Source organism: Eubacterium multiforme (assembly GCF_030813415.1).
GTDB classification, from domain to species: Bacteria; Bacillota; Clostridia; order Clostridiales; family Clostridiaceae; genus Clostridium; species Clostridium multiforme.
Genome location: NZ_JAUSUF010000001.1, coordinates 668,934 through 684,989 on the forward strand (window position 1 = coordinate 668,934; position 16,056 = coordinate 684,989).

The 16,056-nt window shown below is 27.8% G+C and carries 15 protein-coding genes; 3 read left to right on the forward strand and 12 right to left on the reverse strand.

Annotated features, from left to right (window positions below):
* Positions 1 to 7 precede the first annotated feature (7 nt).
* The 6 genes from mreC to J2S18_RS03110 all read right to left on the reverse strand — a co-directional run bounded on the left by mreC (position 8) and on the right by J2S18_RS03110 (position 5,725).
* On the reverse strand, positions 8 to 853 hold the full coding sequence (gene mreC, locus J2S18_RS03085) for a rod shape-determining protein MreC (RefSeq protein WP_307483069.1): 846 nt from the start codon (positions 851 to 853) through the stop codon (positions 8 to 10).
* A 4-nt stretch (positions 854 to 857) separates the two neighbouring features.
* Positions 858 to 1,871, reverse strand: coding sequence for a rod shape-determining protein (locus tag J2S18_RS03090; protein WP_307483071.1), 1,014 nt, complete (start codon positions 1,869 to 1,871; stop codon positions 858 to 860).
* Between the two features lie 18 nt (positions 1,872 to 1,889).
* Complete coding sequence (gene radC / locus J2S18_RS03095; protein WP_307483074.1) at positions 1,890 to 2,609, reverse strand: RadC family protein; 720 nt, start codon at positions 2,607 to 2,609, stop codon at positions 1,890 to 1,892.
* Positions 2,610 to 2,621: 12 nt separating this feature from the next.
* Positions 2,622 to 3,191, reverse strand: coding sequence for a Maf-like protein (locus J2S18_RS03100; protein ID WP_307483079.1), 570 nt, complete (start codon positions 3,189 to 3,191; stop codon positions 2,622 to 2,624).
* Between the two features lie 206 nt (positions 3,192 to 3,397).
* Positions 3,398 to 4,138, reverse strand: a complete 741-nt coding sequence (locus tag J2S18_RS03105) for a hypothetical protein (RefSeq protein WP_307483080.1) — start codon at positions 4,136 to 4,138, stop codon at positions 3,398 to 3,400.
* A gap of 135 nt (positions 4,139 to 4,273) precedes the next feature.
* Positions 4,274 to 5,725 (reverse strand): aminoacyl-histidine dipeptidase, encoded by a 1,452-nt coding sequence (locus J2S18_RS03110; RefSeq protein WP_307483084.1) that lies wholly within the window; start codon positions 5,723 to 5,725, stop codon positions 4,274 to 4,276.
* 181 nt (positions 5,726 to 5,906) lie between these two features.
* On the opposite strand from J2S18_RS03110, the gene pyk reads away from it, so the two are divergent.
* Positions 5,907 to 7,325, forward strand: coding sequence for a pyruvate kinase (pyk, locus tag J2S18_RS03115; protein WP_307483087.1), 1,419 nt, complete (start codon positions 5,907 to 5,909; stop codon positions 7,323 to 7,325).
* A 92-nt stretch (positions 7,326 to 7,417) separates the two neighbouring features.
* On the opposite strand, the gene J2S18_RS03120 is transcribed toward pyk, so the two are convergent.
* Entirely contained in the window at positions 7,418 to 9,055 is a 1,638-nt protein-coding gene (locus J2S18_RS03120; protein ID WP_307483089.1) for an ATP-binding cassette domain-containing protein, read from the reverse strand.
* Between the two features lie 108 nt (positions 9,056 to 9,163).
* The gene (rpsA, locus tag J2S18_RS03125) at positions 9,164 to 10,300 is read right to left on the reverse strand and encodes a 30S ribosomal protein S1 (protein ID WP_307483092.1); all 1,137 of its coding nucleotides are present in this window, start codon (positions 10,298 to 10,300) and stop codon (positions 9,164 to 9,166) included.
* A 163-nt stretch (positions 10,301 to 10,463) separates the two neighbouring features.
* On the opposite strand from rpsA, the gene J2S18_RS03130 reads away from it, so the two are divergent.
* Positions 10,464 to 11,000 (forward strand): hypothetical protein, encoded by a 537-nt coding sequence (locus J2S18_RS03130; RefSeq protein WP_307483093.1) that lies wholly within the window; start codon positions 10,464 to 10,466, stop codon positions 10,998 to 11,000.
* A gap of 119 nt (positions 11,001 to 11,119) precedes the next feature.
* On the forward strand, positions 11,120 to 12,046 hold the full coding sequence (gene glsA / locus J2S18_RS03135; protein ID WP_307483095.1) for a glutaminase A: 927 nt from the start codon (positions 11,120 to 11,122) through the stop codon (positions 12,044 to 12,046).
* Positions 12,047 to 12,086: 40 nt separating this feature from the next.
* On the opposite strand, the gene J2S18_RS03140 is transcribed toward glsA, so the two are convergent.
* The 4 genes from J2S18_RS03140 to J2S18_RS03155 form a co-directional block, all read right to left on the reverse strand.
* On the reverse strand, positions 12,087 to 12,296 hold the full coding sequence (locus J2S18_RS03140) for a heavy-metal-associated domain-containing protein (RefSeq protein WP_307483097.1): 210 nt from the start codon (positions 12,294 to 12,296) through the stop codon (positions 12,087 to 12,089).
* Positions 12,297 to 12,345: 49 nt separating this feature from the next.
* Positions 12,346 to 15,030, reverse strand: a complete 2,685-nt coding sequence (locus J2S18_RS03145; protein ID WP_307483099.1) for a heavy metal translocating P-type ATPase — start codon at positions 15,028 to 15,030, stop codon at positions 12,346 to 12,348.
* A 93-nt stretch (positions 15,031 to 15,123) separates the two neighbouring features.
* Positions 15,124 to 15,393, reverse strand: a complete 270-nt coding sequence (locus J2S18_RS03150; RefSeq protein ID WP_307483102.1) for a metal-sensing transcriptional repressor — start codon at positions 15,391 to 15,393, stop codon at positions 15,124 to 15,126.
* Between the two features lie 202 nt (positions 15,394 to 15,595).
* Positions 15,596 to 16,000, reverse strand: coding sequence for a CBS domain-containing protein (locus J2S18_RS03155; RefSeq protein WP_307483104.1), 405 nt, complete (start codon positions 15,998 to 16,000; stop codon positions 15,596 to 15,598).
* Positions 16,001 to 16,056 lie beyond the last annotated feature (56 nt).

Consider the following 16,056-nt stretch of genomic DNA (forward strand, 5'->3'; position numbering starts at 1 on the left):
TCACCTCTTAATACTTAATATTACGTTTATCTTTAGGTACTACAATAAATAATTCTTCAAGTTTATTGAAATCAACATTAGGCTTAACAACTGCATTTTTCATTACATTAACCTTGTCTTCTTCAACTGACTCTACTTTTCCAATCATTATATCTTTAGGATATATTTGTCCAAGGCCTGATGTAACTATTGTGTCTCCAACTTTTATGTTAGAATCCATTGGAAGATTTTCAACCTTACATACAGAAGTTCCATCTGATTCTCTATAGCCTCTTAATATCCCTGTATTTTCTTTAGTACTTTCAACTTTAACACTTACTGCAACATTTTCATTTAAAATGCTCTTTATTATTGACCAATTACTAGCAACTGAAGTAACTTGACCAACCAATCCATCAGCAGCTATAACAATCATACCTTTTTCTATACCATCATTTTTACCTTTATCTACAATGTAACCATCTAATATATTTCCTCCACTATATCCTATAATATTAGTAGCTACATAATTATAATCATCTCTTGAATCTTTAAATTTTAATACTTTTCTTAATTCATCATTTTGAGCTTTTAATTCTGAATATTCAAGTAGTTGTTTTTTTAATTTTGCATTTTCAACAGTTAAACTTTTATTTTCAGCCTTAACTGTTGAAAAGTTTAAACATAAGTCTACGAATTCTTTAAGTTTTGAATTAGCCGTATATGCAATTTTTTGTATTGGATTTAATGCTGCACCTGCACCACTTTCAACAATATCTTTATTAGGATTTTGGAAAGTAAAAATAATTAATCCTAAAAATGCAACTGACAGCACTATTATAGTTACTGCCAGTTTGTTCTTAAGACGCTTCATGTCTCTATCTATCTTCCTTACTAATTTTGTCGAAATCTTCTAAAGCTTTTCCAGCTCCTAGAACAACACAATCTAATGGTGTTTCTGCAATATGTACAGGCATATTAGTTTCCTTCATTATTAAAACATCTAGTCCTTTAAGCATTGCTCCGCCACCTGCTAACATTATTCCTTTTTCCATTATATCAGCTGCAAGTTCTGGTGGTGTCTTTTCAAGTGTTGTTTTAATTGATTCAATAATTGCATATACTGGCTCTTTTAGAGCATCTCTAATTTGTGTTTCTGTTATTTCTACTACCTTAGGTAATCCTGTAATTAAGTCTCTACCTTTGATTTCCATATTTCTTTCTTCATCATCAACTTTATATGCTGATCCTATTTCCATCTTAACTTGTTCAGCAGTTCTTTCACCGATCATTAAGTTAAATTCTTTTTTAATGTAAGCTATTATAGATTGATCTAATTCATCACCAGCAACTCTTAGTGATCTGCTTGTAACTATTCCACCAAGTGAAATAATTGCAACTTCAGTAGTACCTCCACCGATATCAACTATCATACTTCCTGTTGGTTCACTTACTGGAAGTCCAGCTCCAATTGCTGCTGCCATTGGTTCCTCCATTAGTATAACTTCTCTTGCTCCTGCAAGCTTAGTTGCTTCTTCAATAGCTCTTTTTTCTACTTCAGTTACTCCTGAAGGGTAGCATACTATTATTCTTGGTGCTTTAAATGCACTCTTACTTGCTGCCTTTTCTATTAATGATTTTATCATTGTATGTGCAACATCAAAATCTGCAATTACACCATCTCTAAGTGGTCTTATTGCAATTATATTTCCTGGTGTTCTACCTATCATCATCTTTGCTTCTGTACCAACTGCAAGTGGTTTTCTTGTTGTGCTGTTTATAGCTACAACTGATGGTTCTCTAAGAACTACACCTTTACCTTTTACAAATACAAGTGTATTAGCTGTTCCTAAATCTATTCCCATGTCTTTACTAGTTCCGAAAAATCCCATTTTTCATTCCCCTTTCGATTATAATATTCCTTTTTCTTTTAAACTTACGTAATTATTTCTACCTATTATAATGTGATCAATAAGGTTAATCCCTATTATCTTTCCACTTTCATTAATTCTGGTAGTAATATTAATGTCTTCCCTACTTGGAGTTGGGTCTCCTGATGGGTGATTGTGACATATTATTATTGAAGCTGCACTATTTTTTATTGCCTCATTAAATATCTCTCTTGGATGAACAAGAGAAGAATTTAAACTGCCTTTAAAAATATCTTTAATTTTAACAACTTCATTTTTAGTATTTAATGTTATTAATTTCAATACTTCTTGATTATCTGTTCCCATTTCACCACATAGCATATTTGCAACATCCTTAGGTGAATTAATTCTCTTAATTTCATTAAAAGATTTATAGGTATTAAACCTTCTAAAAAGTTCTGCAATTGCAAGTATTTGCGATGCTTTTGCCTCTTTTACACCTTTTATTTTTGTCATTTCTTTCATAGATGCATTTAAAATGCCATTTAATCCATCAAGTTCTGTAATTATTTTTTGGCTTAAATTTAATACATTCTCTCCTTTAATACCAGTTCTTAAAATCACTGCTAATAATTCTGGATTACTTAAAGATTCTGCACCATATCTTAATAATTTTTCTTTAGGTCTTTCACCTTCTGGCATATCTAATATTTTAAGATTATTCACTAAAATTCTCCTTATCTTTATTAGAATACCCATCCCCTATAAAAATTATTTCATTATTCTTTTAATCATCTTATCTGTTGCATTAAGTGGTAACCCAACTACATTATAGTAGCAACCTCTTATTCCTTCTACGAAAACTCCTCCGTTATCTTGTATTCCATAAGCTCCCGCTTTATCAAGAGGACTTCCACTTTTAATGTATTCATTTATTTGGTCATCACTAATTTCTGAAAAAGTTACCTCTGTCTTAAAGCTTTCACATAACATTTCTTTTGTTTTATTGTTTATTATACAAACTCCAGAGTAAACTTCATGAGTATTTTTGCTAAGCATTCTTAGCATTTTAAAGGCATCTTCTTCATCCTTAGGTTTCCCTAATATATTACCATTAAAAGAAACGACTGTATCTGCTGATATTATTATGTCATCATCAGTTGCATTTTTAAGAACAGCCTTAGCTTTTCCTAATGCAATTTCCTCAACATACTTATTAATGTCTCCTCTAAAATTCACATTTTCTTCGTCAAAATCACTGACTATAACATGAAAATTATCTACTATTCTTTTTAGTAGTTCCTGCCTTCTTGCAGAGGCTGATGCTAAAATAAACTTCATAATATCCCTCTTTGTAAAAAATATGTAATCTATCTTTTGTACTTTTAATATATCCATAGATAAATGATCACATTTTTCAAATAATATTAGGTGTAGTATTCTTTAAACAAAAGATTACTACACCTAATATAGTTTATCATTTTATAAGCTCATAAACAAGTAAAAACCAGCTATAAAAAGCAAATTAATTTTTTTTTAAGAATTGCCTACATTCTATGTTTTATGAGGATTTTATATATAAATTCCAAAGATTTTTTAGCCCCTTTTCTATCCAGTTCTTTAGGTAATTTTTCTATATGTTTCTTTAAAATTTCAATGTCTTCATTTTCTATTTTATTATTTGGATTTTTTAATAAATCACTTGTCCATTTTTTAAAGTCTGTTGTATTTACACTTCTTACCTGAGTATTATCTAGCTTATCTAAAATTTTCATAAATCCTGTAATAATTTCATAGGTGATTTTTTCTTCTTTATTATTAATAGAATAATCACAATTTATTTTAACATTTGTTATTTTTTTCTTACCTAAATCTTCAGATATTTTATCTCCCTTTTCCTTTGAATAAATTCCAGCTATAACTCTAAACTTTTCCTTTTCTTCAATTATAAACTTATTAAAACTTGAAGGAATTTCATCTAAAGATTTCTCTGCATTGTCTTTTTTGCTATAAACTCCACATTGAATAATAGTAAATATCTTTTTTTCTTCAGTATTTACAACTTCAGCAGAAGTTTCCCTTTCTTTATTTTCTTCTTCATTAACATTTATCTTATCATTTTCTTTATTTTCTACTGTTGCTTTATTTTTATCATCACCAATTGGGAACAAAACTTTTCCAAGAAGTAAACCTATAACTATAGCTAAAAGTATAATTATTACTCCTCCAAGGAAAAAGTTTCCCCCTGGCTTTTTTTTTGGCTTATAATTATATCTTGTGTATCCCATTTTACCCCTCCTAAAATATTACTTCATTAAAATATATTAAAAAGGGCTTAATAATATTCATTATGTAAAAAAATACCCACCTAAAATTAAGGTGAGTATTTTTAAAATTAATTTTCTAATATTTATAAAAATATATTATTTTATTTCCTTTAATACATTTATTAAGTATTCCCAAACATTTTTAACTGATTTTATACTCATATGTTCTTGTGGAGTATGTGCATCATAAATATTAGGTCCAAAACTTATCATATCTAAGTTTCCTATTCTCTCTTCAAATAATCCACATTCAACTCCTGCATGAATTGCAACTACCTTTGGTTCTTCTCCATACATTTTCTTGTATACATCTTTACATATTTCTCTTATTTTTGATTCTTCTTTATATTCCCATGCTGGATATGGAGCTTCTGTTATTAATTCTCCACCTAACATTTCTGTTAAAGTCTTACTTCTTAAAACTATTTCATCATTTAATGATGGAACTGAACTTCTTACAGCACTAGCTATTCTAACTATATCTCCATTAGTTTCAACAACTCCAATATTTGTTGAACTTTCAGGTAAGCCATGAATTGCCTTACTCATTGTATTTATTCCATTTGGGTAAAGATATAAAAGTGTTATTATATTTCTAGTTGATTCCTTATCAAAAGTCTTTTTAGTTCCTTTATGTTCTATTACTTCTATACTTAAATCTGGATCTTGAATCTTAAATTCATGTTTAAACATTTCTTCAAATTTAGAAACTTCATTTTTTACATTGTTAATATCTTCTTTTGATACAGTTATTATTGATTCTGCTTCCCTTGGAATAGCATTATCTTTAGCTCCACCTTCTATATAAGCAAGTTTTATATCATATTTATCAAAAATCCCCTTTAATAATCTTGCCATTAACTTATTTGAATTTGCACGACCTTTAGTTATATCGCTTCCTGAATGTCCACCTTTTAAGCCTTTTATTTTAATTTCTAAAGCTTCTTGACAATCACATTTATCTTCCCATGTAATTGGCATTATTGCTCTAGTTCTTATACCACCTGCACAGCTTACTAAAAGTTCTCCTTCTTCTTCTGAATCGATATTTAATAATATTTTTCCATCAATATACTTTGGTGATATATTTTCAGCACCTGTCATTCCTGTTTCTTCATCTATAGTTAATAAAACCTCAAGTGCTGGATGCTTTATAGTATCATCAGCTAATATTGCCATACAATATGCAACTGCTATTCCATCATCTCCACCTAGAGTTGTTCCATTTGCATATATATTATCTCCATCTACCTTTAATTCTATTGGATCCTTTGTGAAATCGTGTACAGTGTCCTTATTTTTTTCACAAACCATATCCATATGGCCTTGAAGTATAACTCCTGGAGCATTTTCATATCCCTTTGATGCAGGTTTTTTAATAACAATATTTAGGACTTCATCTTGAATTACTTCTAGTCCAAGGTCTTTAGCAAATGAAACTAAATAGTCACTTATTCCCTTTTCATTTCCTGAACCTCTTGGAATATTTGAAATCTCCTCAAAATACTTGAAAACTAACTTTGGTTCAATATTTTCTAAAATTGCCATTTTTTATCTACCTCCCATTATTTTATGATAAAATTATATTGTGGATAATTTTAGTATAACACAGTATCACATTTTAATATAATCAAATTATACTTTTTAAAGTTAATTTGTAGAAATTTGTATATACTAATAGATGTTGTACTATAGGATTCTTAATAAAAAAATTTGCGAGGTGAATTTTATGCAAAAAACTAAAATGATTTTTACTATTGGACCTGCAAGTGACTCAAAGGAAATTTTAAGAGAATTCATAAAAATAGGTATGAGTGCTGCAAGACTTAACTTTTCTCATGGAACTCACGAAACTCACAAAGAAAAAATTGATTTGATTAAAAGTTTAAGGGAAGAAATGAAATCATCTACTGCCATTATATTAGATGTTAAAGGCCCTAAAATTAGAACACATAACTTTAAAGGTGATGAAGCCATTTTAAAAGAAGGAAGTAATTTTTCTTTTATATGTGGCGAAGAAATTCTTGGAGATAATACAAAATGCTCAATTACTTATAGAGATCTTTATAAAGATGTTAAACCTGGAGGAACTATTTTAGTTGATGATGGTCTTTTAGTTTTTAAAATTAAAGATATAAAAGATAACTGGATTAATTGCATAGTTGAAGTTGGTGGAACTATAAAAAACCATAAGGGAGTAAATGTTCCAAATGTTAGCATAAATCTTCCTTCTGTTACTGAAAAGGATAAAGAAGATATAATATTTGGATGTAAAAATGAAGTTGATTTTATTGCAGCATCTTTTATTAGAAAGGCATCTGATATATTAGATATAAGAAATATACTTGAAAGCCAAGGAGAATCTAAAATTAAAATAATTGCCAAAATTGAAAATCATGAAGGAGTTAATAATATAGATTCAATAATAGAAGTAGCTGATGGCATAATGATAGCTAGAGGTGATATGGGAGTTGAAATACCAATAGAACAAGTTCCAATAATTCAAAAGAAAATAATAAAAAAATGTAACAAAGCTGGTAAGATAGTTATTACAGCAACTCAAATGCTAGATTCTATGATAAGAAATTCTATACCAACTAGAGCTGAAGCTTGTGACATATGCAATGCAATTTTTGATGGAACTGATGCAATTATGCTTAGTGGGGAAAGTGCCTCTGGAATCTTTCCAATAGAAGCTGCAAAAACTATGGCTAAAATTGCAAAGGAAACTGAAGATAATTTAGAATACAGTCATTTGTTCTCTAAAGAACCAGAACCATCAAATACATCCTTTGCTGATGCAATAAGTTATTCAGCCTGTAAAACATCCTATGCAATAGGTGCAAAAGCTATTGTTGCTGCAACAAAAAGTGGTGCAACTGCAAAGCTTCTTTCAAAATATAGACCAAAACCTCCAATAATTGCAATTACACCTTTTGATTACGTAATGAGAGGATTAGCCCTTAACTTTGGAGTAATTCCAGCCCAATGTAAAATGTTTAATACAACTGATGAAATAATAGCAGAAGCTAAGCAAAGAGCTAAAACCTATGATTTTGTAAAAGAAAATGATGAAATAATAATTGCAGCTGGTATGCCAACAACTCATATTGGCGGAACAAATATGTTAAAAATAGAAAGAGTATAATAAAAAAAGCTTCTTTAACATGTGTTAAAATCATATTAAAGAAGCTTTATTAAGTTAATAAAATTTTCTAAACTTTAAATTTATGTATTATATTAGCAATTTTGAAATTTTTTAAATTCCTCTGTTTCATTAATTTCTTTATAAGTTCCCTTTTTTATAATTTCACCATTTTCCATAAGAATAACCTCATCAAATTCATTTAAATTATTAGATAATTTATGTGTAACCATAATTACAGTTTTCCCCTTTAAATTAAATAAAAAATCTTGTAATTTTTTTGAATTTTTTAAATCAACTGCTGAAAAGGGCTCATCCATAATAAATATTTCTGTATCAGCTGTAAGCATTCTAATCATACCTAACATTTGTTTTTCTCCACCACTTAATAATTGGCAATTATTCTTACTTTTTATTGAATCTATCATTTTTACATCAAAATTTGATATAACTTCATTAGTTTTATCCTTTGAATATGAATTAAATACAGTTGCATTATTTATAAAATCCTCTATAAATATATGTTCATTTTGATTTATACAATAAATAATATTTGAAGTATCAATTAAATTTAAATTTTCACCATCAATTGTGACATTACCATCTTTTGCTTTAATATATGACATTAGAATATTTATTAATGTTGATTTACCAGAGCCACTATGACCTACTATTGCATATTTTTTACCTTTTTCAAAAGAGCAACAAATATTTTTTAAAGAAAAATCCTTATAAGTAAAACTTACATTATTAAATTCAATCTTATCATTAAACTTTTTCTTAAATATTGGTTTTTCTTCTCCCCTTGCATTGATATATGAAATTACTTTTTCTTTTACTTTTTTTAAAGAACTTACTGAATTTATATCATACATTATAGAATTAATTGGACTTATAAAACAATTTACATATCCTAAAGTTGCAACTCCCGTACCTACTGTAATTTCTCCTTTAAATAATAATATTCCAGTAATAACAAAAGTAACTATACTTAAAATATTCATACTAAAATCCTCAATCATCATTGTTAATGACTTTAATTTACCATAAATAAATCTTTTATTTTTTGTTTTATTAAGAACTTTTTCATGTTCCATATTTATATTTTTCCTAGTTTTTCTTTGAATAACTTTAAATCCTTGTAGAAAATCTTTAATTGTAGATACATATAAGCTCATCTCTTCTAAATATTCATTTCTTTTCTCTGATAAAATTTTCCATGTAAATCTTGGTACTAATATAGTAGCAATAGAACCTAAAAATATAACTATAGCAATTCTAAAATCAACACATATAAATAAAATAATTCCATAAATAATAATCATATTTATAGACTTAATTATATCTATAAGAGGTTCTAAATAATCTTGTTCAAGTTCAGTTATATCATTACCTTGAATTGATATGTATTCTCCAATATCTTTTTTTGAAAACTTTTCAAAATTATAGTTAAATATTGATCTAAAAAAATCTTTTTTTAAGGAAGTTTCAAATTCTAATGCACCTTTCCAAACATATATATTATCTATGTACAAAAATATGGACTCTAACACTTTGCATACTGCATAAGCTAAAATTAGAATAATTAAAGAATATTCTTTTCCTTCTTTAGTTATAGAATCAAAAAATAATTTTTGAATATATGGAATGGATGCAGTTGATAATGTAACTACTCCATAACATATAACTTGAATAAAAATAAATTTTTTTATATTATATATGTATTTTTTCACTAATTCACCTCCTTTTATATTATTTAAAATAAAAAAATGTTACTAGAAATAACGGATTCTAGTAACATTAAAGAGTTAAATTCATAAACTATTTATTAAATTTTTTCATTAAAATAAATCTTTAAATAAGTCTCCAAGACTTACTCCTTCATCTTCACTATCTACATATTGTAAATATTCATTGCTCTTTTCTACTGCATCTTTAATACTTAATGCTAACTTTTTCTCATCCTTATTAACATTTAATACTTTAACCTTAACATTTTGACCTATCTTTAGGACATCACTTGGTTTAGCTATATTTTCATCAGTTATTTCACTAATATGAACTAATCCTTCTATTCCACTAAATACTTCAACAAAAGCACCAAAGCTTGTAAGTCTTACAACCTTTCCACTTAAAGTATCTCCTGTCTTTATTGAATCTCCATGAACTGTCCATGGTTCTTCATTTACATCCTTTAATATTAATGATACTTTTCTATTTTCTAAATCTATATTTCCAACATAAACACAAACTTCATCATTAACTTTAACAACGTCTTCAACTCTTTTAACTCTTTCCCAAGCTAAATCATTTATGTGGACTAATCCTTGTATTCCACCAATATCAACAAAAGCTCCAAACTTAACTATGTTTTTAACTATTCCTTTTCTCTTTTCTCCACTTTTTAGTTCTTTCCATAGTTCCTTTTGCTTCTTTTCATAAGCTTCCTCTTCAATAACTCTTCTTGAAGCTACAACTTTATTATTATTAAAATCTAACTCTATTATTTTAACTTCTAATTCTTTTCCTACTACTGTCTTTATATCTATTTTTTCTCTTGAAACAAGGGATGCTGGTATAAATACTCTAATTGAGCCATAATATGCAACTAATCCACCTTTAACTTCCTGTGAAACATTAACCTTTATTATTTCTCCATTTTTAAAAGCTTTTCTTATTTCTTCTCTTTCTTCCTTTAATAAAGCTCTCTTTCTTGATAACTTTACAAATCCATCCCCATCATTTGGTGAAAGAACTACAACCTTAAATTCATCATCTGGTTTTACAACATCTAATGGATTTTTATCCTCTGCTGTAAGTTCTTCTCTTGAGATTATTCCATCAAAGGCATATTTTATGTCAACTGTTACTTCTTTATCATTAACATCTATTACTCTGCCATTTAATATGTCCCCTTTATTAATTCTCTTTACATCATAAGAGTCTAGTAATTGACCCATAGTATTTTCATTCGTCATTTAAAATCACTCCTTATAACTTTCCCCACTATACTTCAAATTTAATTTTAATCTATCATCAAATTTATTACAAGAAAAAGCCTATATTTAATATAAACATTATATCACTAATAATTCATATAGTAATTATATAAGTAATATTCTTAAATTCTTGGAGGTATTAATGGAGATTTTAAAAAAATTAAACTTTAAAAGAAGGCTATCAATAAAAAAATATGAAGAAATAATAAATTTTAAAACTATTTTAGATGCTAGATCAAAGGATTTTTCTAATTTATTAGATAATTTATCAATTTTAACTGGAGATATGGAATGGCTTAAAGATACATCCCTTGAACTTCATAATAAAATTAAACTTGCAATAGAGAAAAATAATATACCCCTTGCAAAAAAAGCCTTAAATAAAAAATTCTCCTTTGATTTAGAAATACATTCTTTAGAAAAAAGGCTCCACCACCTAAATGACTGTAAATTAAAAATCCAAAACCTATTAAAAAATTTAGAAGATGAATATGACAATATAATTATAAGCTATGAAAATAAATTAACTAACCAAACTTTATTTTATATGAAAAGTTTTTCTAAAATAGAAAAAGATTTAAGAAAAGAACTTCTAATTACAGAAGAAATTTTTACAAATAGAGATTATGAAAATAAAGTAATAGATATAAATGAAGAATTAAAGAAATATCTTAATTAAAATTCATAGTTAGTTAATTGAATAACTATTTTTTAAATGCTATGCTCATTTTAGTGATAGTGAATTTGGTTATTTTTATAATATATTTTAAATCTAATCAAAATTATAGAGGTGATTTTATGTTCGAATTATTAAATGATTTAGTAGAACAAAACAAAAAGTATATAAAAAATGGGCATGTAGCTACTTATATACCAGCTCTTGCAAAAATAAATCCAAATCAACTAGGCATTGCAATTATAGATTTACAAAACAATAATAAAGAATATTTTGCAGGGGAATATGATACAAGATTTGCAATTGAAAGTATCTCAAAAGTTCCAACTCTTATACTTGCAGCTTTAGACAATGGTTTAGACACAGTATTTGAAAATATAGATACAGAACCAACTGGATTTGCCTTTAATTCAATACTAAACATGGAAATAAATCATAGAAATAAGCCAACTAATCCCTTTGTAAATGCAGGGGCAATAACTACTACTTCTTTAGTAAAGGCAGCTACTACAGAGGAAAGAAGTAATCGTATATTAGAATTTTTCAAAAAGATTACTAATGATCCTGATATAAGATTAAATGAAGAAATTTATTTATCAGAAAAGAAAACTGGAGATATAAATAGATCTCTTGCTTACTATTTAAAAGGAAACAACATGATTAAAGGTGAAATTTCAGAAGTTTTAGATTCTTACTTTAAACAATGTTCCTTAGAGGTTAATGCATTAAGTCTTGCAAGACTTGGAGCTGTACTTGCTAATAATGGTGTATTACCTTGGAATAATGAAAAATTAGTTTCCAAGGAAATATCCACAATAGTAAAATCTTTAATGGTTACTTGTGGATTATATGATGAATCTGGAACCTTTGGAGTTCATATTGGAATTCCTGCAAAAAGTGGTGTAGGCGGCGGAATATTAGCTGTTGTTCCTAAAAGATATGGTATAGGAATTTTTAGTCCAGCATTAGATAAAAAAGGCAATAGCGTTGCTGGAATGCATCTACTACAAGATCTCTCTCAAAAGTTTGATTTAAATATATTTGAATAACAAAAAAGAAGCAGTTTAAAAAAGCTGCTTCTTTTTTTGTTTATTTAATTTCTTTAATTGATTTTAAATCATATCCTGCATCTTCAATTATTTCTTTTACAGTTTCTTTAGTTAAATCTCCATATACAATTGCATCTCCAATTCTTACTTCATATCCCTTTACTCTTGGATCTCCTGCAAAAGCTTCCTCTACATTATCTATGCACTTTTGGCATCCCATTCCATCAATTTTAATTTCAAATTTTGTCATAACAATCACTCCTTATTTCTTTAGTTTATATAAATTTATTTTTTGTCTTTTAAAATTTTGGTTTAAATCTCTTTAATCTTAAAGCATTTAATAAAACTGAAACTGAACTTAAGCTCATTGCAAAAGCTCCAATCATTGGATTTAAAAGCGGTCCTCCAAATAATTTTAGTATACCCATAGCAATTGGTATCCCTAAAACATTATAGCCAAATGCCCAAAATAAATTTTCTTTTATATTTTTAATTGTTGCCCTACTTAATTGAATTGCAGTAACAACATCTAAAAGATCACTTCTCATAAGTACAATATCTGCTGATTCTATTGCAACATCAGTTCCAGAACCAATAGCTATACCAATTTCTGAAGTTACAAGTGCTGGTGCATCATTTATACCATCCCCAACCATAGCAACTTTTTTACCTTCACTTTGTATTTCTTTAACTACATTTGCCTTTCCTTCTGGTAATACATCAGATACTACCCTATCAATTCCAACTTCATTTGCAATTGCCTGTGCAGTTCCCTTATTATCACCAGTTAGCATAACAACTTCAATTCCCATATTATGAAGTGCTTTAACTGCCTTTGAACTATTTTCTTTTACAGTATCTGCAACTGCAATTATTCCTCTAAGGTTTCCATTAATTCCAACAAACATTGGAGTTTTTCCTTCTTTTGCAAAATTATTAGCCTTCTCTTCAATAGATGAAATATCAATATTATTTCTATCCATAATCTTTCTATTACCAATAACAATATTTTCATTTTCAATAGTTGTATTAATTCCTTCTCCTGGAATTGATACAAAATCTTTTACAGGAGGTAATTCTATTTTTCTATCATTAGCCTCATTAACTATTGCTTCTCCTAAAGGATGTTCTGAGCCTTTTTCAGCAGCTGCTGCAACTTTAAGAAGTTCATCATCTTTAATGGAAATTCCTAAAATATCTGTTACCTTTGGTTTTCCTTCAGTAATTGTACCTGTTTTATCAAATATAATTGTATTTATTTTATGAGCCTCTTCAAGGGCAACTCCACTTTTTATAAGAACTCCATTTTCAGCTCCTTTACCTGTACTTACCATAATAGCTGTTGGTGTTGCTAATCCTAAAGCACAAGGGCAAGCTATTACAAGAACAGATATTAATATATTTAATGAAAATTCTAAGTTTTCATTTCCAATAAAGTGCCAAGCAAGAGCTGATACTATTGAAAGAATAATTACTACTGGTACAAAGTATCCTGAAATAACATCTGCAAGTCTTGCAATTGGTGCCTTTGTACCTTGAGCATCTTCAACTAAATTAATAATTTTTGAAAGAACTGTATCTTTACCAACTTTAGTTACTTTATATTTAAACATTCCATACTTATTAATACTTGCTCCAAAAACTTCATCTCCTGGATTTTTATCAACTGGAATACTTTCTCCTGTAAGCATAGATTCATCTATACTTGTTGTTCCTTCTACAACTTCTCCATCAACTGGTAGTCTCTCTCCTGGTTTTACTAATATAATGTCATTAACCCTAACATCTTCAATTCCTACTGTTTTCTCTTTTCCATCAACTATTATCGTAGCTGTCTTTGGTGCAAGACCCATAAGCTTATTTATTGCATCTGATGTTTTACCTTTAGTTATAGCCTCTAAAAATTTACCAAGACTTATAAATGTAACAATCATACCTGCTGATTCAAAATATAAATGATGTGCAAAATGAGCATCTCCACCAATTATCTTAACTAAAGCATATATTCCATAAAGGGTAGCTGCACTACTTCCAAGGGTAATTAAAGTATCCATATTAGGACTTAAATGAAATAAGTTTCTAAATCCATGAATAAAAAATTCTCTACCTATAAAAATTATTATTAATGCTAATATTAATTGAATAAAAGCATAATTAAATGGATTAATATTTGGATCTATAATGCTAGGAACAGGAACTCCAATCATAGGTCCCATTGAAATAATCATAAGAGGAATTGCAAAAACTAAAGACCAAACAAATCTATTTCTAGCCTTCTTTACTTTTTCTTCCCCTTCTTTTTTATTATCATCTTTGTTGTCTTCTTTTATTTCAATAGCTTCATATCCAGCCTTTTTAACTGCATTTTCTATATCTTCAGCTGATATTTTTCTTCTATCATACTTTACATTCATATCTTCAACAGCTAAATTTACAGTAGCACTACTTACACCATCTAATTTATTAATAACTTTTTCAACTCTACTTGAGCAAGAGGCACAAGTCATTCCATTAATTTTAAAATGCCCATGAGCTTCTGATGAAGTTTCATCCTCTAACTCCTCTGCACCATAACCTGCTTTTTTAATTTTATTTATAATATCCTCTGATGAGATTGTATCTTTATCATATTTAATAGTAGCCTTCTCTGTTGCAAGATTTACTACTGCATTTTCAACACCCTCTGTTCTATTTAATACTTTTTCAATTCTACTTGAACAGGATGCACAGGTCATTCCACTTATTTTATAATTTTTATTTTCTATAGAATCACTATTTATCTCAATAGCTTCATAACCTGCCTTTTTAACCTTTTCTTCTATATCAGAAACATTAACTTTATCTTTATCATAATTAACTGTCATCTTTTCCGTGGCAAGATTTACTACTGCATTATTTACGCCATCCATTTTATTTACAATTTTTTCAACTCTACTTGAACAGGATGCACAGGTCATTCCATTTACTTTAAATTCTTTTTTCAAATCATTTCCCTCCTTTATGAATTTTTATAAATTTAGTTTTAAACTATATATTTAAATTAAAATTTTATCTTAATATAAAAAAATATTTAAATATTATTTATCTATAAGCTTTGTTAAAATGCTTATTATTTCTTCAATCTTTTTATCCTTTTCCTCTTCATTATTAAAAGCTTCCTTTACACAGTGATGCATATGCTGTGTTAATACATGTTTATTAGCTTTTTTAAGTAATCCTTGTGCTGCTATTATTTGATTTGAAATATCAATACAATATCTCCCTTCTTCTAACATTTTTATAATTCCATCTATTTGTCCTCTACAAGTTTTTAGAACTTGTACTGCTTTTTTCTTATCTTCATTCACTATACATCATCTCCTTACCCCCTCCCTATAGGGGTGTATTTCTTGATTAAAAATATACTCTAATTGATAAATCTTGTCAACTACTTTATTTGTTTATTAAATATTATTTTTAAGTTTATTCATAAAAATAATATTTAATAAAATTTTTCAAAACAAAAGAACCTAGCATTATTTTATGTTAGGTTCTCAATTATAAACATACTTATTTCATTATTTCATTGTAGCAATAATTTATTATATCGCTTCTCTTTATGATCCCTATAAATATTCCATCATCATCCACAACTGGAACAAAATTTTGGTTAACTGCAAGGGATATTAAGCTTTCAATATCTGCATTAATTGAAACGCTTTTATGTGTTCTTCTTGTTTTTATATCTTTTACTTTTACACTCTCTGTATTCTTAAAATTAAGTTCTGGAGTATTTTTAAGCTTCCATAATAAATCCCCTTCAGTTAAGGTAGAAACATATCTTCCATTCTTATCTATTAATGGAATTGCAGTATATCCATGGTGCTCCATTCTCTCCATAACTTGTCTCATTGTAGATTCTAAATTCTCACAAACCACTTCATTTTTAGGTGTAAGAAAAAATGCTATATTCATAGTTAACCCTTTCCTTTTTATATTTTATTTATATACCTTTAATTCTATTTTATCAT